The organism is Bacteroidota bacterium (genome assembly GCA_016706255.1).
Classification (GTDB): domain Bacteria; phylum Bacteroidota; class Bacteroidia; order Chitinophagales; family BACL12; genus UBA7236.
In genome coordinates this window covers 77,939-100,954 of the sequence record JADJJZ010000006.1, presented here as the reverse complement: position 1 = coordinate 100,954, position 23,016 = coordinate 77,939, and the positions used below count along the sequence as shown (strand labels likewise).

The 23,016-nt window shown below is 34.6% G+C and carries 23 protein-coding genes; 22 read left to right on the top strand and 1 reads right to left on the bottom strand.

All coding sequences use genetic code 11. The annotated features are described in order from the left end of the window. The first annotated feature begins 5 nt into the window (after nt 1-5). The 12 genes from IPI65_08950 (at nt 6) to IPI65_08895 (ending at nt 9,642) form a co-directional block, all read left to right on the top strand. Nucleotides 6-977: an NAD(P)-dependent alcohol dehydrogenase gene (locus tag IPI65_08950; GenBank protein MBK7441639.1), complete on the top strand. Its 972-nt coding sequence runs from the start codon at nt 6-8 to the stop codon at nt 975-977. Nucleotides 978-1,081: 104 nt separating this feature from the next. Next, nucleotides 1,082-1,810 carry a phosphodiester glycosidase family protein gene (locus IPI65_08945; protein MBK7441638.1) on the top strand — a complete coding sequence of 243 codons (729 nt, stop codon included), beginning with the start codon at nt 1,082-1,084 and terminating at the stop codon, nt 1,808-1,810. 34 nt (nt 1,811-1,844) lie between these two features. Next, on the top strand, nt 1,845-2,216 hold the full coding sequence (locus IPI65_08940) for a DUF1801 domain-containing protein (GenBank protein ID MBK7441637.1): 372 nt from the start codon (nt 1,845-1,847) through the stop codon (nt 2,214-2,216). Nucleotides 2,217-2,221: 5 nt separating this feature from the next. Next, complete coding sequence (locus tag IPI65_08935; protein MBK7441636.1) at nt 2,222-2,752, top strand: NAD(P)H-dependent oxidoreductase; 531 nt, start codon at nt 2,222-2,224, stop codon at nt 2,750-2,752. 13 nt (nt 2,753-2,765) lie between these two features. After that, nucleotides 2,766-2,987 (top strand): hypothetical protein, encoded by a 222-nt coding sequence (locus tag IPI65_08930; protein ID MBK7441635.1) that lies wholly within the window; start codon nt 2,766-2,768, stop codon nt 2,985-2,987. Between the two features lie 188 nt (nt 2,988-3,175). Beyond that, nucleotides 3,176-4,300 carry a hypothetical protein gene (locus IPI65_08925; GenBank protein ID MBK7441634.1) on the top strand — a complete coding sequence of 375 codons (1,125 nt, stop codon included), beginning with the start codon at nt 3,176-3,178 and terminating at the stop codon, nt 4,298-4,300. Nucleotides 4,301-4,429: 129 nt separating this feature from the next. Further along, the gene (locus IPI65_08920) at nt 4,430-5,098 is read left to right on the top strand and encodes a hypothetical protein (GenBank protein MBK7441633.1); all 669 of its coding nucleotides are present in this window, start codon (nt 4,430-4,432) and stop codon (nt 5,096-5,098) included. 2 nt (nt 5,099-5,100) lie between these two features. Beyond that, nucleotides 5,101-5,490, top strand: coding sequence for an STAS/SEC14 domain-containing protein (locus tag IPI65_08915; GenBank protein ID MBK7441632.1), 390 nt, complete (start codon nt 5,101-5,103; stop codon nt 5,488-5,490). Nucleotides 5,491-5,584: 94 nt separating this feature from the next. Then, nucleotides 5,585-6,040 (top strand): hypothetical protein, encoded by a 456-nt coding sequence (locus IPI65_08910; GenBank protein MBK7441631.1) that lies wholly within the window; start codon nt 5,585-5,587, stop codon nt 6,038-6,040. A 9-nt stretch (nt 6,041-6,049) separates the two neighbouring features. Continuing rightward, the gene (locus tag IPI65_08905; protein ID MBK7441630.1) at nt 6,050-6,574 is read left to right on the top strand and encodes a hypothetical protein; all 525 of its coding nucleotides are present in this window, start codon (nt 6,050-6,052) and stop codon (nt 6,572-6,574) included. Nucleotides 6,575-7,411: 837 nt separating this feature from the next. Continuing rightward, a complete protein-coding gene (locus IPI65_08900) occupies nt 7,412-8,494 on the top strand; it encodes a tetratricopeptide repeat protein (GenBank protein ID MBK7441629.1) in 1,083 nt (360 codons plus the stop codon). 740 nt (nt 8,495-9,234) lie between these two features. Then, nucleotides 9,235-9,642: an SRPBCC family protein gene (locus IPI65_08895; protein ID MBK7441628.1), complete on the top strand. Its 408-nt coding sequence runs from the start codon at nt 9,235-9,237 to the stop codon at nt 9,640-9,642. A gap of 24 nt (nt 9,643-9,666) precedes the next feature. On the opposite strand, the gene IPI65_08890 is transcribed toward IPI65_08895, so the two are convergent. Beyond that, nucleotides 9,667-11,868 carry a gliding motility-associated C-terminal domain-containing protein gene (locus IPI65_08890; GenBank protein MBK7441627.1) on the bottom strand — a complete coding sequence of 734 codons (2,202 nt, stop codon included), beginning with the start codon at nt 11,866-11,868 and terminating at the stop codon, nt 9,667-9,669. A gap of 315 nt (nt 11,869-12,183) precedes the next feature. Between IPI65_08890 and IPI65_08885 the strand changes: the two genes are divergently transcribed. The 10 genes from IPI65_08885 to IPI65_08840 all read left to right on the top strand — a co-directional run bounded on the left by IPI65_08885 (nt 12,184) and on the right by IPI65_08840 (nt 23,005). Next, entirely contained in the window at nt 12,184-12,852 is a 669-nt protein-coding gene (locus IPI65_08885; protein ID MBK7441626.1) for an acetyltransferase, read from the top strand. 189 nt (nt 12,853-13,041) lie between these two features. After that, nucleotides 13,042-14,466 carry an MBL fold metallo-hydrolase gene (locus tag IPI65_08880; GenBank protein MBK7441625.1) on the top strand — a complete coding sequence of 475 codons (1,425 nt, stop codon included), beginning with the start codon at nt 13,042-13,044 and terminating at the stop codon, nt 14,464-14,466. A gap of 80 nt (nt 14,467-14,546) precedes the next feature. Next, complete coding sequence (locus tag IPI65_08875; GenBank protein ID MBK7441624.1) at nt 14,547-15,860, top strand: T9SS type A sorting domain-containing protein; 1,314 nt, start codon at nt 14,547-14,549, stop codon at nt 15,858-15,860. A 34-nt stretch (nt 15,861-15,894) separates the two neighbouring features. Continuing rightward, nucleotides 15,895-17,019: a T9SS type A sorting domain-containing protein gene (locus IPI65_08870; GenBank protein MBK7441623.1), complete on the top strand. Its 1,125-nt coding sequence runs from the start codon at nt 15,895-15,897 to the stop codon at nt 17,017-17,019. Between the two features lie 41 nt (nt 17,020-17,060). Continuing rightward, complete coding sequence (locus tag IPI65_08865) at nt 17,061-17,297, top strand: hypothetical protein (GenBank protein ID MBK7441622.1); 237 nt, start codon at nt 17,061-17,063, stop codon at nt 17,295-17,297. A gap of 40 nt (nt 17,298-17,337) precedes the next feature. Then, entirely contained in the window at nt 17,338-18,081 is a 744-nt protein-coding gene (gene bla, locus IPI65_08860; GenBank protein MBK7441621.1) for a BlaB/IND/MUS family subclass B1 metallo-beta-lactamase, read from the top strand. Nucleotides 18,082-18,351: 270 nt separating this feature from the next. Beyond that, nucleotides 18,352-18,918 carry a hypothetical protein gene (locus tag IPI65_08855; protein ID MBK7441620.1) on the top strand — a complete coding sequence of 189 codons (567 nt, stop codon included), beginning with the start codon at nt 18,352-18,354 and terminating at the stop codon, nt 18,916-18,918. A gap of 2 nt (nt 18,919-18,920) precedes the next feature. After that, nucleotides 18,921-19,814, top strand: coding sequence for a cytochrome c3 family protein (locus IPI65_08850; protein ID MBK7441619.1), 894 nt, complete (start codon nt 18,921-18,923; stop codon nt 19,812-19,814). A gap of 91 nt (nt 19,815-19,905) precedes the next feature. Next, complete coding sequence (locus IPI65_08845; GenBank protein MBK7441618.1) at nt 19,906-20,397, top strand: hypothetical protein; 492 nt, start codon at nt 19,906-19,908, stop codon at nt 20,395-20,397. Between the two features lie 13 nt (nt 20,398-20,410). Beyond that, a complete protein-coding gene (locus IPI65_08840; protein ID MBK7441617.1) occupies nt 20,411-23,005 on the top strand; it encodes a hypothetical protein in 2,595 nt (864 codons plus the stop codon). Nucleotides 23,006-23,016 lie beyond the last annotated feature (11 nt).

Below are 23,016 nucleotides of genomic sequence, written 5' to 3'. Positions count from 1 at the left end.
ACCATATGAAAGCAAGTGTAAACAAAATATACGGTCCGCCGGAAGTTTTATCCGTTCAGGAAATTGACACACCGATACCGAAACCGGATGAAGTATTAGTAAAAGTGATTGCAACAACAGTAAACAGAACGGACTGTGGCTTCAGAAATCCGGAATATTTTTTCGTAAAGCTGATTAGTGGTGTTTTCAAACCGAGAAAAAAGGTTTTAGGAACCGAATTTGCAGGTGTTATCGAAGCGGTTGGTAAAGATGTTCATTTATTTAAAGCAGGTGATGCAGTTTTTGGATTAAACACTTTTCGGTTTGGCACACATGCCGAATATGTTTGTGTTAAAGCATCAGGCTCAATTGCCCTTAAACCAACAAACTTTTCTTTTTTAGAAGCGGCAGCAGTATGTGATGGACTGATGCTGGCAATAAATTACATCAGAAAAATTGACCTGAAAAAATCAAAAACTATTTTAATTAATGGCGCATCCGGTTCTATTGGCACGGCTGCAGTTCAACTGGCTAAGTATTACGGATTAACAATAACTGCTGTATGTAATACACAGAACATTGAACTAATAAAATCACTTGGTGCTTCCTCAGTTATTGATTACACTAAAGAGGATTTCACTAAAATTCCCGGGCATTATGATGTGATATTAGATGCTGTTGGGAAAAGTAGTTTCTTTAAATGCAAACATTTGTTAAATAAAGGGGGCACTTATTATAGCACTGAATTAGGTTATATGGCGCAAAACGTTTTTTTACCTATTTTAACGTTGATTACATCCAAAAAAGCAAAGTTTCCAATCCCTACTGATAATAAAAGCGATATTGAATTTTTTAGATCAATAATTGAATCCGGCGATTATCGTGCAGTAATCGATAAATTATATCCCCTTGAAAATATTGTTGCAGCAACCAAATATGTTGAGACCGGAGAAAAGACCGGTAACGTAGTAATTCAAATAGCGAAACCAAACGAATAATGATTCGATTGTTTTAATAAAAAAACTGACGGTGAAATGACAGTTGGAATTATTTACTTTCTAATTTTTGGTAAATTTGAAACACCATTTCAATTCCGATCAAAATGAAGGTTTACAATCGAACATTATTATATGCCGTTTTTGCACTAATTCTCACATTTTGTATTGCAGGTTTTGCTGCACCATTAATTTCTGATTCAAATTACCTAACATATACCGTTGACCCAAAACAGGGTAACCTTCATTTGTTTTGGAAAGATGATACAGGTAAAATCATTAATACTTTCCCGAATTTAAAGCAGCAAACAGAAAAACAAGGTAAACAATTAATTTTTGCCATGAATGGCGGAATGTATAAAACAGATTATTCTCCTCTTGGATTATATATAGAAAATGGTAAAACGCTGGTTCCTGTAAATAATGCAAATGCAGATGGCAATTTTTATCTTAAGCCGAACGGTATATTTTATATAAACTATTCAAATGAAGCCGGTGTTTGTCAGACCGGTGAATTCAGTTCAGTTACTAATGTTAAATATGCAACACAATCCGGCCCAATGTTATTAATTAACGGCAAAATACATCCCGAATTTAAAAACGGCTCAACACATGTTAATATCCGTAATGGCGTGGGCATTTTACCGGATAAGAAAATACTTTTTGTAATGTCTAAAACACCGGTAAATTTATACGATTTTGCAACCTACTTCAAAAACCAAGGTTGCGAAAATGCGTTATATTTAGATGGATTTGTTTCAAGAGTTTATTACCCTGAAGAAAACTGGATTCAAAATGATGGCAAATTTGGGGTGATGATTGGAGTTATAAAATAATAAATCATAAATTATATAATAAATCATTTTTAACATGATTAAAAGTATTGACACTTACCTAACATCTTTTCCCGAATCAACCCGCATAGTGCTGGAGGAAATTCGGAACTACATACAAAAACAAGTTCCCGAAGCAACTGAAACAATGAGTTATGGCATGCCGACATTTATTTTAAAAGGAAGTTATCTCATTTATTACGCCGGTTATAAAAATCATATTGGTATTTATCCCGCTCCTGTTAATGAACCCGGTTTTAAAGATGATTTTTTGCCGTATAAAACAGGACGTGGTTCTATTCAATTTCCTTTAAATAAACCAATGCCTTATCCTTTGATTGGCAAAATATTAAAACATAATTTACAGCAAAATTCTAAACGCGCTGCCGAAAAATCTAAAGCAAAATAATTAAAGTGGATAATCATCCTAAAGTATTAGCAATTTGTGGAAGCACCCGTGCGCAATCAGCAAACTTATTGTTGCTTCAGTATTTGCAAAAAACAGCTGCTCCATACTTTAACATCAACATTTTTACCGGTTTAGATCAACTTCCACATTTTAATCCCGATTTGGACACCGATTCTCCACCAGGTGAAATTCTGGAATTTCGGAGACTGGTTGAGGAAGCAGATGGTATTATTATTTGCACACCCGAATATGTGTTCAGCGTACCCGGCAGTTTAAAAAATGCACTCGAATGGTTTGTTTCCACAACACTATTAAATGATAAACCAACTGCACTTATAACAGCTTCTTCATCCGGAGATTTAGCACATAAGGAGCTCAAATTGATTATAGATACCCTTGGTGCCCGGTCAAACGACGATACCATTTTATTAATAAAAAGTATTAAATCAAAAATGTCGACAAACGGAGAAATAAGCAACACGGAATTAATAGAGCAGTTAAAACGAGTTGTATTATCTTTGAACGCACTTTTGTAAAACAAATTAAATCATGAGCCAAATAGGCGAAAGTATATTTGATATTTTGGGTGAGCTGTTAATACGTGGTATCATTCATCCTATTTTAAAATCAACAGGAGCTATTGTGCGTGCGCCTTTTTGTTATAAAAAATATTATTTTCATGAAGTTTACAACCTGCGTTATAATGTTTTAATCGGTTCATGTTTTTATATTATAGTAACTGCTATACTAATTTGGCTCATTTATTTTTAACGACTAGCCAGCTGCAAAGCAGTTTGTAAGTTTCCGTATTTCATCCAAAACATTGTAAATTTGCTATAAATTCAAAATTATAAAACAGAAACATCGGTTAAAACCACAACTCGTCATTATGCATAAAATAATTATTTTAATAATTGGTTTAATTTTCACCGCGACAATTATTCAGGCTCAAAATATAAATGAATCAATTAAAAAAAGCGAACAATTTAATTGAGGATAAAAAATATAATTCTGCCTATGCTGAATTAGACAAAGCAGACCCGAATAACAAAAACATGGAAGTAATTCTGTTAAAAGAAAATATTTTACTGAATTATTTTGTAACCAGTATTGCACATCAAATGTTTGCACTTACCGACATTGATAAAAATGACGACATTTTAAATTACCGCGGAACAGATGGCAATTTTGATTTAAAAATGCTGGACATCCCTAAATTATTGGATAGTTTAATTAAGGTTTATCCTGATGAATGCCGCTTGTATAAAGGTTTGGGCGATTATTATATCGAAGTGCAGATGAAATATCCGGGTAACTGGTTAAAATCAGACAAAGAATTATTTATGTTGGCCGAAACGAATTTTACGAAAGCGATTGCAGGTAATTGTGCTGATTATGAATCTTATCATGCTATGGGTTATTTGAATATTGCCAACAATAAATTCAAAGAAGCGATTCCTTATTTTTTAAAATCAGTTGAGTTGAAGGGAGATTATGCATCAGCGCATTATAATCTTGCGTATGCTTATTTATATAACAATGAACAGGCTAAAGCTTTGGTTTATGCTAAAAATGCAATACCATTATACAACGACAAAAGTTACAAAGCTGACGCAGCACGCATGGCGGCCCAAATTTATACCGAACTCGCTGATGATTCCAGTGCATTAATATATTATCACATCAGCGACAGTATCGAGGCGAAAAATTATTATACATATCTCGGCATGTTAGAATCCAGCTTGCGACTTAAAAGTAAAGAGGCCCATGCCTATACCGTAAATCTTTTTGAACTCGACCCACGAAATCCAACAATTTATGGAGCAATAAACGATGCGTATATCAACTACGGCGCATTAAACGAATTACTTAATTTTTATAATGAGCAATTAGTAAAATATGCAAATGAAGATACCATCGCCGGAAGTATTTATTTCTACCTCGGTATTATTTATCTGGACCTCGACAAAGCCATCGCAAAAGCAGATTTTTTAAAGGCAAAAGAATTACTGCTCAAAGTGTTTGACAAAAACCACCAAGTGTTTACAGCAATTGAACAAGGCTTAAAAATGGCGGAGCAGTAAAAATCTATAATTTAACCAATTTAAGAATTTTATTTTATTGATTATCAACACATTATGAGATATTTGGCTCGCTGGCTTAGCTATATTTTGGGTGGATTGTACCTATGCTCAAATTTAAGCTGTTCCGTTGTGCCGAAGCATCTTTCAGATAAAATTGAAACGATTGATGTTTATTATGTCAACTACGCCTGCGATTGTCCGAATTTTATTCAGGTAACAAATTTCGACATTCCCAATATAGATAGTGTTGATGCAGAAAATCATTTATACATTACACCTGCTGCAACAGATTTATTTTTACCCGGCGATTATTATGCAGAAGATCACTTCAATTTTATACTTCGATTGACAGGTCAGTTTTACACTGACAAAGGTGTTCCGAAAACCTATTACCCAAACACTAATGAAAAGCCGGAATCAGGTTTTGTTTTTTTATATTCCGATTATCAGTTAATTCCAATTCTAAAGCCAAAAGAACCTCCTTACGATTCTATTATACTAAATAAATTGCATGGTGAATGGGTTAATGAGACAGATAGTGCAGCATACATTTCCATAAATGATTCCATCTGGACGTTTGGATATAAAGGTGAAAAAAATTATCAGGATGATAATTATAGTATATCCATTACCGATACGCTAACACAATTTGTAAAGTCATCACAGGCAAATTATTTTATTGTTTTAGACAATTTAAAAACTAAAACATATTTTGAAATTCTAACACTAACTGATACTACATTTAGTTATTTTGTTTATCCGCAATTGCATGTTCAGGCATATCGTAAATCCAATTAATTATGCAGGTAACATTTACAACTCCTCTGATAGCGGGCGAAATTGCAGATTATTATTTTGAAGATGGCATTTTATATTCCCTATCAAAAAGTGTGAAAAGAACGGTTGAGAACATTAGCAACAATGTTACCTTGATTAAAAAAATTACCGGCAATAAACCGGTTCCATTATTAATATATTTAAGCAAATCGCCGGTTCCGGATAAGGCTACCCGTAAGTTTTCATCTCAAATGGTTCCTGAAATATACACTGCAATGGCTATGGTTTCAAAACCCGGCATGGCACTGTTAGTTATGCGCATGGTGTTTGCTTTTCAAAAGCCCCCTATCCCAATGAAATCGTTTAGCAGCGATAAGGAAGCCTTATTATGGCTCCGCCAATTTGTGAAATAAGCGAGTGTTGATTATCGTTATAAGGAAATTGTATATTTATTAGAAGTATCGTATATTTGAATACCATTATTCACGAAATTTAAATTTTACCAACATGAAAAACATTTTTTTCCTAATTATTTTATGTGCTTGCACTTCAATGTTATCTGCTCAATTTGTAGCCAAAATGGTTGTAGATGAAGAAATTTCAGGCATTTGTGATAAAAATGAAGTGTATGCATTATTCGAATCTTTCAAAGGTCAGGATGAAGCTAAAAGTCAGTTCACCGAAGACCAAATTGAACAAAAATTAAATACCGATGTGGCCTTCCTTAAAGAAAATGTGAAATATAAAGACGAAGGCATGATACGTTTAATTATTAATTGTAATGGCGAAGTGGTGCAATGTGAAATGGACAATAAAACAAAAAGCGAAATTTTAGACGAGCAGATTGTTGCCATATTTAAAGCTTTAGGTCCTTGGACAGCCGGCGAACTGGACGGGAAAGCGGTGGATTCTGTTTTGCTTTTTAGTTTTGAAATAAAAAAGGGTGTACTCGAATTAAATTAACACCTCTTCTTGAAAATATCAGCCAATACAGCATTTTACCGGTTATGTGATACATGGAATATTCCGCATGATTTAAATATTTCTTGTAATTTACCTGATTCCATTACACAGTTTATTAATCGAGGCATTATAATTAATGAGATTGGATTAATTGGTCATAGTCTTTCGCAGTTAACCCTAGTTGAAGAAATTAATAACGAATCAATTGTGGAAGATGATTCCAATCATATTCATATCGACGGATTTGAGCCAAACCTGTCAGCCGAAATGCAGTTCAGGTATGGCATCTGCACCATTGTCAAACTCGCCGAGCAGGCCAGGCAATTAAATTTATCCGGCATTTGTTTTACCTATGTTTTTCAAACAGTTGAAATGGCAAATCAATTTGAGCAGCATCTAAATTTCGAAGGTTTTAAAATCGCCGGCAATATATCCGATCGAATTAGTTTCCACAAAATTAGAGATCAGCAACCCAACTGGGTGGAAATTTCAGATGAGAATGAATTTTATGCGGAAATGATGTTGATTGTATAATAATGAAATTTTGAATTGGGAATTTGTATGTGCATTTGGTTTTTTTGATATAATTTTTAGTGGCAATTGACATTTTTTGTGTCACCCCGCTGGGGTTCAATTGATTCTAGGGGGTGGGTTTTGTTAAAATATGAAACCTCTACGAGGTTTTTAATTCATCATTTAATTAGAATGTTTCTTACTAATTTTCATTATGAATAACATTGAATTTTTGATTTGGATTTTGTATGTGCCCTTGGTTTTAATGATATAATTTTTTGTTTCAATTGACATTTTTTGTGTCACCCCGCTGGGGTTCATCTGATTCTTTGGGGGTCGGGTTTTGTTACCAATCTTTCACCTCTACGAGGTTTTTACTTCACAACTTAATTAGAATACTTTGTAATGATTTACATTATGTTTAAAAGTGAAATTATGAGTTGGGTGTAATTTGCACATTCGATTTTCTTTTTTAATTTTTGTGTCGATTGACATTTTTTGTTTGAAGATATTGTGCTAGGCAGTAATGAAAAAAAATTACATCAAAACAAAAACATAAATCAACACTCCAAATTAACTCCAATTACTGAGCCTACCGCAGAGCGGTTACATATTTTTAACAAAAATGCGCCCCTTAGAATCTCCAGAACCCCAGCGGGGTGAAACAAAAAATGCACTTCAAACGAAAATCACCAATCAACACTCCACCTTAACTCCAAACAAAAACCCCAACTGCGTATCAGTGAAAGATTGCTAACAGTTTACAAAAATATTATTACATCAAACCTCCTCCTCATCCATCACCTACCATTTTACCCCAAAATTTATTATTTTAGCCATTCAATAGCAAAAAAACCAATGAAAAAAGCACTATTCCTCCTGTTTATTTCCTGCACATTATTTACTGCTAACACATACGCTCAGGACCCTGCAGCGGCTGAGGCACTTGTTGCAGAAGGCATTGCATTACACGATCGCGGCGATTATCAGGGCGCTATAAAAAAATACGATAAAGCACTTGCGGCCGATAAGGATAATGCATTTGCAATGTCTGAAAAAGCACTTACCTTATACGCTTTAGAAAAATATAAAGATTGCTCAACGCTTTGTAAAAAAACAATTGAATTACATCCCGGCGATGAAGCGCTGGAATCTGTTTACATCACATATGGTAACAGTCTCGATGCACAAGGAAAATCAGAAGAATCCATAGCCGTTTACGACGAAGGAATTAAAGCTTTCCCACAACAATATCAATTTTATTTTAATAAAGGTATTTCACTTACTACCATGAAAGAATATACACTTTCACTGGAGGCATTTGAACAAGGTGCAATGGTAAATCCCAAACACGCAAGTTCACAAAATGCCATTGCACGCGTAAATCATGATCTGGGTAATAATATTCCTGCAATTATGGCGTATGCCAGGTTTTTAGCAATTGAACCTGAAGGTGAACGCGCTGAAGGCAACCTTGCAAATATGCAAATTTTATTGGGCGGCAACGTAACTAAAACAGGAAAAAATGCCTTTACAATTAGTGTAGATGGAAGCACCCTTGGCGATACCGCTGCCGATGGAACTAATAATCCGAATAATTTCGGAATGATAGAATTCATGCTCATGATGACCTCCGCAGTTTCAATGGATAAGGAACATAAAAACAATACCGAAGCTGAAGCTTTTAAACTTACACTGGATATGCTTTGTTCGTCGTTAAGCACAGGTAAAGAAACTAATTCCGGATTTTATTGGGATTATTACGCACCATATTTTATTGAAATGAAAGAAAAAGGATTTACCGAAACTTTTTCATACATCGCATTTTCTTCCACCGGCGACGGCTACGTAAAAAAATGGCTGAAAGGCCACGAATCAGAAGTATTCGAATTCTACGAATGGTCGCGAAAATTTAATTGGTATAGTAGTATTAAAGAATAAACAAGCACATTTTTTAATAACAAATTAAATTTTTAAAAATTTGGAGCATCCACATTTTTCACCCAATGAAAATCGTTGCCCGCTCTTCATTGCAACAAGCCACTAATTTTAAATAAACCTCAAAACCGGCTGTTTCATTGGTACATCGGTACATTAATACATTGGTACATTAGCTTGTTTTCATTTCGATCGGGGCTAGAAATTACCGTATCGTTGCTATCAAAACTAAATTTGATAAGACTTATCGTTTTGAGTTATTATTTATACTTAAATATTTTAATGGAGTAATGTTTTTTTTAACACAGAGAACGCTGAGAAAATTCACACAAAGGTCACAGAGGAATTATTCGTTAAGTTAAGTTTTATGAATAAGATTTAATTAGGAAAATATAATTAAAATTTAACTCGTAATTCTCCGTGACCTTTGCGGGCTGTTTCTCAGTGCATAGCTCTGTGGTTACCCTTTTCAAATTTTATATTTTCACTCAAAATTTGTTTGTTCAATTAATATCCGCCGCTGCAGACAGATCTGTACATTGGCACATTATATTAATCTATAATTAACAACAAATAATTATGAGATTGTGCGGAAGTTGTACCCGTTATTATTTACAGAAAGTTGATGGTAAATGGGAAGTAATTGATACGCAACTGATTTGGATTAGTTAATCCATATTTTATGGATTCTTTTTAAAATTGTAATTTTATACCGGCTTGCAAATTAAAAACAACCGATAAAAATGAACATCACCATTTCAACAACAATTCAGGCGTCAATAGAAAAAGTATGGGATTGCTGGACACTACCGGAGCATATTGTTAACTGGAACTTCGCTTCACCCGACTGGCATGCACCGGCTGCAGAAAACGATTTGCGTGAAGGTGGTGAATTTATTTTTACTATGGCTGCACGTGATGGCAGTGTTGCATTCGATTTTAACGGTATTTACACATTGGTTGAACCACATAAACTAATAGAATATAGAATTGCAGATGGCAGAAAAGTAAGTGTACAGTTTTTACCGGAAGCAAATCATGTTGTGGTAACGGAAACATTTGAAACAGAAAATGAAAACAGTGCTGAAATGCAGGAGGCCGGTTGGCAGGCAATTTTGGATAATTTTAAAAATTACGTTGAGCAATTATAATTGATGCTCATCTTATAAATTATTTTAGCGCAACAGTGTTATCGTTCCACTTTTTGTAATAATTACATCGTGTAAAATATATTCTGCTGCATAAACATAAACACCCATTTCTAATAATTTGCCCTGCATAGTGCCGTCCCAGCTTACATCATTTCCGGAATTAACATAAACTAATTTCCCCCAACGATCATAGATACTGAAATTATTTAATTCGGCACCATAAAGTAATACATGATAAATATCATTTATACCATCCTGGTTAGGACTAAAGGCATTGGGAATAATTACATCGATTTCTCCAATTACAATTACATCAACCGTATCAAAAGCAACACAACCATTCACATCCATTGAATATAAAACAAATGAAGTAGTTTCAAATGGTGTAACTAATGTGTTTTGACAATTAGCGCAATCAGCAAATAATTCCGGTGACCAGTTATAATCCCCTCCTGAATTACCGCTTAATAAAGTAGATTCTCCTGCGTTAATTGTAACATCTGTGCCCGCATCTGCAAAGTTTTGATACACTTCAATTGTTGCAATTGTTTCTGCCGAGCAGCCAAATACATCTGAAACAAAATAATTAATTTCAAATGGTCCGCCAACGCCGCTTGTTGCAGGATTAAAGGTATTATCTTCTACACCAATACCTGAAAATATTCCACCACTTGGTGTTGCATTTAATAAAATCGGTTCTGCTTCCAGACAAATAAACGGTTGTATATCAAAAACCGGAATTGGTAATGGATGAACATTTACTGTAGTGTACACAACTGAATCACATCCACCCACAGCAATTAAATTTGTTGTAAAATTACCGCTGCTAGTTGTTGTGCTACCATCAGGTAATGTGTATGACGCGCCTTCACAAATATCTGCTGTTACAAATGATTCAAATGCAGCAATTAAATTTAAATGTGTGGTAATTAAACTATCACATCCGGAAACTGCTGTTAATATAGTTGAATAAGTTCCGGCAACATCCACAACAACACCATCCGGTAATGTATAAGTCGCTCCGGAACAAATTGTTACATCAACAATTGTTTCAGGAATAGTTATGAGCGATAAATTAGTTGTAATTATTGAATCACATCCTGCCGCGGAAATTAAAGTTGTATTATAAATTCCTGCGGCAGTTATGGTAATACCATCCGGTAAAATGTACATCTCCCCGGAACAAATAGCGGTATCAACAAGAGTAGTATAAAATGGAAGTACTTCAAGATTTGTTGTAATAATTGAATCGCAACCTGACGCGGTTAATAATGATGTAACATAAGTTCCTGCGGCAGTAACAATTTCACCATCAGGTAAAATGTAATCTCCCCCCTCACAAATTATGGCATCATAAATTAAATTGTAAATTGGTGCAATAAATAAATTGGTTATTACAATTGAATCCGCGCCATCATCCGCAATTAAAGTATGTGTATAGGTTCCACCAATTGCAGTTGTTGTACCATCAGGCAAAGTATAAAAAGTGCCATCACAAATTGTGGTATCAATAATTGTTGTAATTGTAGCAGGTATCACAGAAACTTCATCTATAAAATAATAAGCGGTTGTACTTGCGGCAACACCAAAACCATCCGCATCGGTAGCAGCATCATTATAAAAATTCCCGATTGTTAATCTGTCGTAAGTATCATCAGCAGTATAACTAAATGTAAAAAGCTCCCATTCGGTATTCCAGTAAATATCAGGAATTTCCAAATCCGGGGTTCCACCAATTGGTTCATGGTCGGCCTGAATTAATGGACCGTCAGAAAAACGAATACCCACATGATTACATCCGGCGCCACCGTACCAGGCTGATTCACCACTGGTAATCCAAAACGAGATTGTATAAGTAACTCCCGGCACCATAGGCTCGCTAAGTGGTGCAGATAAATATTCTCTGAAATTAGGTTCGGGGCCATGGTAAGCTATAAATCCGAAAACAGCTTCGCCTTCATGCGCCGAAACTGTTGCAAACACGGTATTTGGTAAATTTACACCAACACCTCCCGAATTGTGCAAATAATCGGGACTCGCATAAGGCCAGGCAAAAGCAGGATAACCATTCACATTATCCCAATCGTTACACCTAAACCACTCACCATAACTCACAGGCAATCCGGAATATGACTCGAAACTGGAATTAGGCACTAAATTTTGAGCGTTTAGTCCCAAGCAAGTACTACATATTAATAAAATAAGGATAACTAAATTCCTTTTCATAATGCTGAGGATCAACCTCTTTTGTTGTGCAATGCGTTTAAATGATAATTTATATTACAAAGGTATTGACTACTCAATCGCTATAAAATGACATTTAACCGGTTTTTCCGCGATTTTTCAATGATTTTAACATTTAATTTTTGTGTAACGCCTATTCTATAAGGGTTTCAGGCTTAAAACAAAAATTGAGACGAAAAAATTCAATCTTAAAAAATCAAAGTCCTGTGCCGATTTAACATTTTATCTAAACACAAACTATCTCAAATCAAATAATTATTTTTACACATACATTTTTTGTTATTTAAAAAATAATAAATGGGAAAACCTGAATTAATCATTATTGGCGCATCAGAACACGCAAAAGTGGTGATTGATATTTTTGAAAAAAGTGGCTCGTATAAATTAATCGGGTTAATAGATACATTTAAACCAATCGGTTTTGAAGTTGCTGATCATTATGTTTTGGGAGATGAAAACTCGATTCCTGCTTTGTTACATCAATACCCTGATTTACATTATTTTATTGCTATTGGCGACAATTGGGTGCGTGCGCAGGTGTATGAAAAAATTCAGTTGTTATTTCCTGATTTACCGCTGGCCACAGCCATTCACCCATCAGCGCAAATTGCAAAACATGTTCATATTGGTGCCGGAACCGCAATTATGGCCGGTGCAATTATAAATTCTGATACTACAATCGGCATTGGCTGCATTATAAACACAAAAGCAAGTATCGATCATGATGGTAATATGGGCAACTTCTCAAGCCTGGCTCCCGGAGCAACCCTTGGCGGCAAAGTGCAGGTTGGAAACTATACAGCCATATCAATTGGTGCTATAATTAAGCATGGTATAACCATCGGTGAACATAGCGTAATTGGCGCCGGAGCGCTGGTTTTGAAGGATGTTAATAGCTGTTGCGTTGCTTATGGAACGCCTGCTGTTGCTGTCCGCACCCGCACAATCGGGGAACCTTATTTATAGTAAAATTGTTTTTTCCGCACGGTGATTTTTATCAGCTTTTTTACTAAGCATTCCTTTTAATATTGTGTTGTGAAATACAAACTATTGTGTTACTAGTAAGTTATGCAAAAAATATGCTGTGTAACTTAAGTAACCAAACTTGTAAAAATTGTATCTCACTTTTGCATTTCAAATTATTAAAATCATTTTATGAAAATAGAACAAATTTATACCGGCTGTCTTGCACAAGGTGCTTATTACATTGAAAGTAATGGAGAAGCCGCAGTAATAGACCCATTACGCGAAGTGCAACCATATATCGATATGGCAAATGCACGTGGCAGCAAAATAAAATACATTTTTGAAACACATTTTCATGCTGATTTTGTTTCAGGCCATGTTGACTTATCTAAAAAAACAGGCGCACAAATTGTTTACGGACCAACAAAAATGAAAACCGGATTTGATGCATTAATTGGTGAAGACGGACAAGTATTTAACATTGGGGATGCAACAATAAAACTAATTCATACGCCCGGTCACACTATGGAAAGCAGTTGTTTTTTATTAAGTGATGAGAATGGAAAAGAAACTGCCTTATTTAGCGGAGACACCCTGTTTATAGGCGATGTAGGCCGTCCGGATTTAGCTCAACACGTAATTGCTGAAATGACTCAGGAAAAATTAGCTGCTCATTTATATGATTCACTGCAAAATAAAATAATGCCTTTAAGCGATGATATTATTGTTTACCCTGCACATGGGGCAGGTAGTGCATGTGGCAAAAATTTGAGCAAAGAAACATCTGATACACTTGGCAATCAGAAAAAAACAAATTATGCTTTGCGCGAAGGTTTAACTAAAGAGGTATTTATTAATGAATTACTGAACGGATTAATGCCACCACCGGGTTATTTTCCTAAAAATGTGTTGATGAATATTAATGGTTATGATGCAATTGATGATGTAATGGCACGCGGAAAAAAAGCTTTAAGCGTAACAGAATTTGAAGTAATTGCCAACGAAACACAAGCATTAATTATTGACACCCGCGCAGCACAAAAATTTGCAAAAGCATTTATTCCAAATTCAATTAATATTGGCATCAATGGAAGCTTTGCAGTTTGGGTGGGCACTTTAGTAAAAGATATAAAACAGGAAATTTTATTAATAACAGAACCCGGTCGCGAAGACGAAGTAATAACAAGGCTTGCCCGCGTAGGTTACGACAACGCTATTGGTTATTTAAATGGCGGAATAGATGCCTGGATACAAGCCGGTAAAGAAATAGATATTTTACCTACAGTTACTGTTGATGAATTTGCTGCTGCCGAAGTTGCTGATGCTTCAATACAAATATTGGATGTAAGGAAAAAAAGTGAATACGATTCAGAACATATTGTAAATGCAATAAATGCTCCACTTGATTTTATTAACGACAGCATGGCTGTAATAGATAAAAATAAAACCTATTATGTGCATTGCGCAGGAGGATACCGTTCAATGGTATTTGTATCCATTTTAAAAGCAAGAGGTTTCCACAATTTAATTGATGTAGATGGCGGATTTGCCGCAATAAAAGCTTCCGGTAAATTTAAAATTACTGAGTATGTTTGCCCTTCAACGATGTTATAGGAAGTACATTTAACCATTATTGTAAAATCCACTTTAGCGCGTGGATTTTTTTTATTTTATTAATTGAATTAAATTTGATAATGGAACTTAAGTTAAAGTTTACATTTTTATTTTGCTCATTTCTATTTATCCAAATCGGAATAACCCAAACTGTTTGGGAGAAATATCCCAATCCGGTTTTACAACGCAGCGCAACTTTTCCTGACTGGAAGGCCTTAGCAACAGCCGACCCTTTTGTAATGATGGATAATGATACATTAAAAATGTGGTTTTCAGCCAGTGGTTGGCTGAGTGCAGCAGATGATTGTCCTCATGTTCGAATTGGATATGCCTGGTCGCTGGATGGAATTACCTGGACAGAATACATAAACAACCCGGTTTTAGATATTAATCCGGATACCGCAAAATTTGATTCAGATGGAGTTGAAACACCAACCATTTTGAAAGATGAAACCGCTCCTGCAAGTCAACGTTATAAAATGTGGTATGCAGGAAGGAAATCTAATTGCTCACCCATAAACGATCACCGGTTTGGATATGCCTTTTCGCCTGATGGCATACATTGGACAAAATATGAAAATAATCCCGTTATGTCGCCCGGATTACCTGAAGAATGGTTTAATACATTTATTTCAAGCCCATGTGTGATATACGAAGATTTCACCTATAAAATGTGGTTTACTGCAAGCGATTTGGTTTTTAACGGACAGGAAACAGACGGACATGGAAATATTGGTTATGCAGTTTCTAGCGATGGTATTGAATGGTTAATTTATCCATACCCTATAGTAGCAGCAGGTGCACAGGATAATTGGGATTCGGCAGTGGCTGCTGAACCCAGCGTAATAAAGGTGGGCGATTTTTATCATTTGTTTTATTCAGCATTAGATAAGTGGGGTGTAGAAAATTTTCAAGTTGGATATGCTGTATCTAATGATGCAATAAATTTTACAAAAAGCACATCCAATCCTGTGCTTAAAATTGGTGAACCCGGCACCTGGGATGCTTTTTGGGCATCGCATCCAACAGTAATTTACGACGCAAATGAAAATAAATTCCAAATGTGGTATACGGGTCGCGATAAAAACGAAATTGTTGATTTAATAAATTATTTCTGGGATATTGGTTATGCTGAAACACCATATTTGGATGAAATAAAAACAATAAATGCTGCCGAATTATTTTTACAGATTTCCCCTAACCCTGCACAAACACAAATTCGAATTATCAGTAACACTAATATTTCTGAATTTTATATTTTATCCATTGATGGAATGATAGCCCAAAAAATTGAAAATACAGACAACGTGGATATAAGTGGTTTAACTCCCGGCTTATATTTTATTCGATCGTTTGAGGGTGGTAATGTAACAGGTAACTTTGTAAAATTTTAAAATGCGAAAGCCGTTATTTTTTCTTTTCATAATTATGTTTACCAACCATTTATATGGGCAGGTTTATCCAACATTTGGCCCTGAAAAACAGGTTACCATAAGCGGATTAACATTTGATGCAATGGAGCCTTTTATTACAAATAACGATAGTGTTTTATATTTTAATTCCCTTAATGCAGGCGGGAATACAAATCTTTACTATGCCACAAAAATTAACGACACAACCTTTTTATACAAAGGTCTTGTTGATGGTTGTTATGATATAACCCCGGGCCACCTCGACGCTGTTGCATCTGAAGATATTAACGGACATTTTTATTGGGTTTCATTACGCAACTATCCTATTGAATTTGAAAATTTACATACCGGCTTAAACATTGACGCATCTATCACAAATATTTCACGTGTGTATGGCGATATTAATATTTACACCATTGGATGGATAATAATGGATGCTGCAATTACACCATCTGGCGACCAGTTAATTTATTGTAATGCGTATTTTGATTTGGAGACTGAAAGTTGTGGCCCCGGTATTCCTTGTTTTGCACAAATGGGGATAGCTACTAAAGAAAATGATTCAACATTTAACAAACTGGATAATAGCGACTTACTGTTAAATAATGTAAATGATACAGCATACCTTATATATGCACCTCAATTATCGGAAAATGGACTTGAACTATATTTCACAAGATTATTGAAAGGCCATTATGAAACCGAAATATGTGTTTCGGTAAGGAACGCAGTAGATGAAAGTTTTAGCACACCATATGTAATACATACTAACGGTTTAATGGTACCGGAAGGGCCTTCAATTAGTAACAATTACAATAAATTATATTATCACCAGAAAGGTGCAGATGGGTTGTTTCATATTTATATGCGGAACAGAATGCCATTGTTATCTATTATTAGCAGCCCTCTAAACAATAATTTTTTGATTACACCTAACCCGGCTCAGCACGTTATACAAATTCAAAACAGGTCTACAGAAACAATCGAATCTGTTTTAATTTATTCTATTTCGGGCCAATTAATATTAAACCAAGCCTATAAAACATATTACGATATCAGCAATTTCCAAAATGGAATTTATCAAATGGTATTAAAAACAAATTCAAATATATATCCGTTCGTTTTTTGTATTCAACACTAATCATTACGTTATATTGTATATTTGACACCTAATTAGCTACAATGTCCGATTCCGAAAAATACATTTTAATTATTGCTGCTGGAGTTTTGATTTTAATTATTATTCTGCTTTCAAAATATCGCAACAGCAAAACCTATAAACCAACAACTTTAAATGTTATCGGCTCACTTTTGGTTTTTACTGCATTGTTTTTAAGCGACTATAGCTTATTAGGGTTTGGAATAATGGGATTAGGTATACTTTTTGCACTCCTGGATTTATATTCATCGAAAAAATAAATACATTTGGCGTATACCAATTGTAATGAAAAAATCGTTTATGGCTACATTTAAAAAAATGAAATCATTCTTTTTATTATTTATTGTTTTTCTTTCCTGCAAATTAAATGCGCAGTCGAATTTACATATTACACCCCTAACAACTAACTTTTATATTTTTACCACTTACCAGGTTGTTGGAGGAGATTTAATTCCTTCAAACAGTATGTATCTCGTTACAAATGAAGGTGTTGTGTTATTTGACACACCCTGGGACAGCACACAAACCCAACCTTTGCTAGATACGATTATGGCAAGGCATAATAAAAAAGTGATTATGAGTATTTCCACGCATTATCACGATGATCGTACTGAGGGTCTGAGTTATTTAGCATCCAAAGGGGTGAAAACATATTCATCAAAAAAGACGTACATTTTGGGTAAGGCTAATAATGAAGATACAGCGCAACATTATTTTTATAACGATACTACATTTGTGGTTGGCAATTATACCTTTCAAACTTATTACCCGGGAGAAGGGCATACAGCAGATAATATTGTAGTTTGGTTTCCATTACAAAAAGTGTTGTACGGCGGATGTTTTGTAAAAAGCACAGAGTCACCTTCCATTGGTTACGTAGGAAACGCAAATTTGGCAACATGGAAAAAATCAGTCAAAAATGTAGAACATCGTTTCAAACATCCTGCCTATATCATTCCGGGTCATTATAGCTGGGAAAGCACCAAAAGCTTGCGGTACAAAAAATTAATTCGTAAATACAATAGAACAAATAAGTTGAAATAATAAAACTTCATACATTGTCGCAATAACACCTTTAAAGGTAATAATGGCAATTCTGAAAATGAAAAAAATCATTGTTGCCAACCTGGAAAAGGCGCTTAACGATTTATTCCAACACTTATTTTGTCTTGAGTTAAAATCAACACTTTACAACAAATTATATAAGTCTTATCTTAAAAATTGACTAAAGTCAAGCAAATGAATATTTGAAGTCACTCAATAACAAGGGGAAATTCAACACCTTTAAAGTTCTTCTTGTTAAAGAGGCCAAATATGACTCAGTCGCTAGTAGGTAAATATGTAGTTCCATTTTTTTTATGGTATGGTATGATGATTATCAGCACCATCATTATTGATTATATTTTACACTACTTTGATATTGTACATTTAGGCCGTGACTTGGGTTTTAGTGGTACAGTTCTGATAATTTTATCATTCATTTATTCCCTTCGCAAACGTAAAATAATATCAACAGGGCCCGCAAAACAATATCTTAATTTTCATGAATATATTGCATGGTTAGGCTCTGTGCTAATATTGGTGCACGCTGGTATTCATTTTAACGCCTTATTACCGTGGTTGGCTATATTAATGTTGCTTGTTAATGTAGCATCGGGTCTCATAGGTAAATTTTTATTAAAAAAGGCCTCAGAGGATTTAGGTCAACACAAAAAAGCACTGCTTGAACAAGGTAAATCCAAATTGGAAGTTGACAATCAGTTGCATTTTGATATTTTAACTGTTGATGCACTGAAACAGTGGAGAAAAGTACATCTTCCTATTACGTTCTTGTTTGCCACACTTTCAATTATACATATTGTAGCAGTTTATATTTTTTAACCATGAAAAAGTATTTTGCATTTGGTATTTTAGGTATTCTGATAATTTTATCATTTGTCTCACCTCACTTAATGTTTAATTCAGGAGAGTTGATAGAGGAACACCAATTTATTGAAAATAATTGTTTCAGTTGTCACACCGCCTTCCATTCCATACCAAATGAAAAATGTATTACTTGTCACAAATTAGAAGAAATAGGGTTAGACACTAGCGCAACGGCGCAGGAGCAAATCAGTATTAATTTTCATATCGGTGTTCAAAATTTAAAATGCTCAGAATGCCATACTGATCACAAAGGAAAAATAACATCTCCACTACAACATCAATTTAACCACAGTGTATTAGAGTTAGCTGTATTAAACAACTGTGTAACATGTCACAATATTCCTTCTAACAATTTGCACCAAGTTGTTGGAACTAAATGTGTAAGTTGTCATAACACAAAATCCTGGAATAGTGTGGCAGCCTTTGATCATAGCACCTTAAATGAATCAATTAAATCCAATTGCATTAGTTGCCATCAGCAACCTAACGACAATCTGCATAACAATTATACTATTTCGTGTGCAACTTGTCATAACACTCAAAAATGGAAACCTTCTGATTTTAACCATAATAATTATTTTATCCTTGACAAAAATCACAACGTTACTTGTAACACTTGTCACACAAGTAATAACGTGAAAACCTATACCTGTTATGGTTGCCACGAACACACTATTAATAATATCAGGGAAGAGCACGAGGAAGAAGGTATTTATCAGTTTACCAATTGTGTTAATTGCCATAAAAGCGGGAACGAAAACGACATTCAGATTCCAGGCTATCTCAAAAAGGCAACAAAAGACGCTGAACAGCAACGCAATAATGAGGAGCATGAAGAAGAGGATGACTAAGCTCCATGTAAATTTGATGGTAACCTCAAACTATAAATAATTTGCTATTTTTGAGTAATTAGGCTGATATCTTTTACTCAAAGGCTGCTTCATGAAATGTCTTAGGCTAACATTTATTTGTATTATTTGGGTTTTGGGCTTGCAACTACATGCCCAGGAACTTCCGGTAATAACCTATCCATTTCAAACTATTGAATGGAAAAATAATAGCACCATAACGCCCGTTGCTGATTTATGTATGGATGAAGCAGGTTATCTATATATTGCTACCAAAGAAGGTGTTTTAATTTGGGATGGAAACAGGATGCGTAATATAGCACACAATCCTGGTGATAGCACAAGTTTAATCAGCAACGATGTAAATGCGATAATAAGTGCCGGAAATAATAAAATTGCCATAATTACCAATTCCGGATTGGCAATTTTAGATACCAAAACCAACATACTTGACCAATCAAACGCCATAAATTTATCAGGTAATGGGTTTAACGGAATTAAATACGTCGAGATTGACAATAAAAATCAATTATGGCTGGCAAATGAAAAAAATATCGTGGTTTATAACACCGATACAAAAGTTTAGACCCTTTAAACTGTTGGATGGAAAACTAAAAAACAGCGAATACATTATTGATATATATGCCGATAAAAATGAAATTTATTTCCTCACCTCCTATCATTTATACGTCTATTCACTATTAAATAATACGTTGCATTTAGTAAAGCTACCTTTGGAAAATGAGGAAATGGTGAGCTTTACTATTACGCCTACCAAAATATTAATATTAAATACGGGGGGATATTTGTATCAGTTTAACAAAAAGAGTTTTGAATTAATTCAATCTAATTTTCTTTCAGATTTTATATCACCTTATGGCTCCTACCCGATTGTAGAAGTGAGTGAAGATGAATTTTGGATTACATCAAGTCTCAATAAACTCAATTTCATAATCAGAGGCAATACAGTTAACCAACTACAATTGAGTGGCATTAGCGATAACATTTATGCAAAAACTATTTTAATATCAACAACCGGCGACATTTATTTTGGTTGCTCAAATAATGTTAAATATGTACCCGCTAAATTAATTCAAAGCACAACTATTCCTTTTACACGCCGCCAAAAAGCAATGGAGCGACGTATGCCAAAAAACATTGTTGTTAAGGACAGTACAATTTTTAGCATCGACAGAAATTGGCTTTTTTATGAACATCACCTCCCTACTGATAACATAACTGCTAATAACAACCTTCCTGAACTGATTAATAAACTGTATATGCCGGCAGTATATATACATCCAATAAACGACACCGCGTATCTCACCGGTTTTGCCAATAATGACTTACCTCAAAGTAATTTAAATAAAACATCATTGATAAATAATAAATTATCCTACTTTTATTATTATAATACCAAAAAGCAACAATATGCTTTAGCAGATTTTAAAACTTCTTTCTTTAATTCATCAAAAGGCAAATATCAATATGATGCCTTTAATGCTAACGACAGCTCAATTTATTTTGTTAAAAACAATCACATTGAATGGCATCACTTTACAAATAAAACAACTAAAACATTTAATTTTTCAGTTGACACTTCACGATATAGCCAATTATTTTACGCTGTTTACATTGATAATGAAGGTAATTTTTGGACCGCTTCAGTTCACGATGCAAGCAATCCTAAAAAGGTTAAAACCGGCTGTTTGGTAAAATACCACTACTCAAACGGTAAAACAACTGTATATCCCGCCAATTCGGGAATCTCTTTCGCTTCGAGTATTGTGTTGGACATGACTTGTGATGCTAAAGGAAATGTTTATTTACTAAATAAATTTGGTGTTTGCCAATTGAACTCCGGCAGCGGTAAAACCTCACTGTATTATAGCAACGAGTTATTACCTGAAAACACCTACGTGTCAATGGAAATAGATGCCAAAAATCGATTGTGGTTAGGCACATTAACAAATGGCATAGTTGTGTATGATATCCCAACCAACAAATACATCCTTTTAAAAGGTCAGCCAACATTACTTTCTGATGATATGTTGATGCAAGCCAGCACAAAAGATGAAAATAACAATTTATATTTTTGGGATGTTACCGGAATTAATATTTTTAATGCGAATAATATTCAGTTAAACCTGCCACAACCCAAGGCAATTGTTTCAGATATCTTGATGCGCGGTAAAAGTATAATAGGCAATAAATTAATTGACGACTTAGCGTCTTATGTTTTTCCGCATAACAATAATGATATTGATTTTGCATTTTCGTTATTGAGTTTTAATGAATCATCTAAAAACACTTTTTCCTACATGTTGGAAGGTGTCGACGACAAGTGGATTTACGCTGATACACGAAATTTTGCTTCTTATCATAATTTAAGCCCGGGTAAGTATACTTTTTTAGTGAAGGGAAAAAATAATTATGGTATTTGGAGCGAACATCCGGCCAAAGTCTTAATTCAAATAACACCAGCCTTTTGGCAAACTACTTGGTTTAAATTATTGTGTACTTTGTTAGTTGCGGGTATCATATATTGGATATACAAACTACGTTTAGAGCGGGCATTGGCGGTAGAAAAAATACGCTCTCGTATTTCCCGCGACCTACATGACGATTTAGGTTCTACCTTAAGCAGCATTTCGATTTTGAGCGGACAGGTTAAAAACAAACTGGATAAAAAGCCGGAAGAAATAGCACCATTACTGGATAAAATAAACGAAAGTTCTGTCCGCATGAACGATAGTTTACAAGATTTAGTATGGGCAGTAAAACCGGAAAATGATACCATGCAGGAACTGCTTGCAAGAATGGAACAATTTGCTTCAGGATTATTTGAGTCAAAAAATATTGATTATTCCTTTACCGGTGCTGAAAATATTGCCTCAACCAAAATTAACCCTGAATTCATCAGAAATGTTTACCTTATTTTTAAGGAAGCTGTTAATAATATCGCAAAGTACAGCGCTTGTAAAAATGCTACTATTGTTTTTTCAGAAAAAAACAAAGTATTTAGTATGTCCATAACTGACGATGGCATTGGTTTTAATCCGGATACCGTAAAGAAAGGGAACGGGTTAAACAATATGCGCAAAAGAGCCGAACAAATTGGTGGCAAACTGGAATTTATATCTGAACCCAATAAAAAAACCGGAATTATAGTAGAATGTAAAATCACATCATAATGTGATGGGCT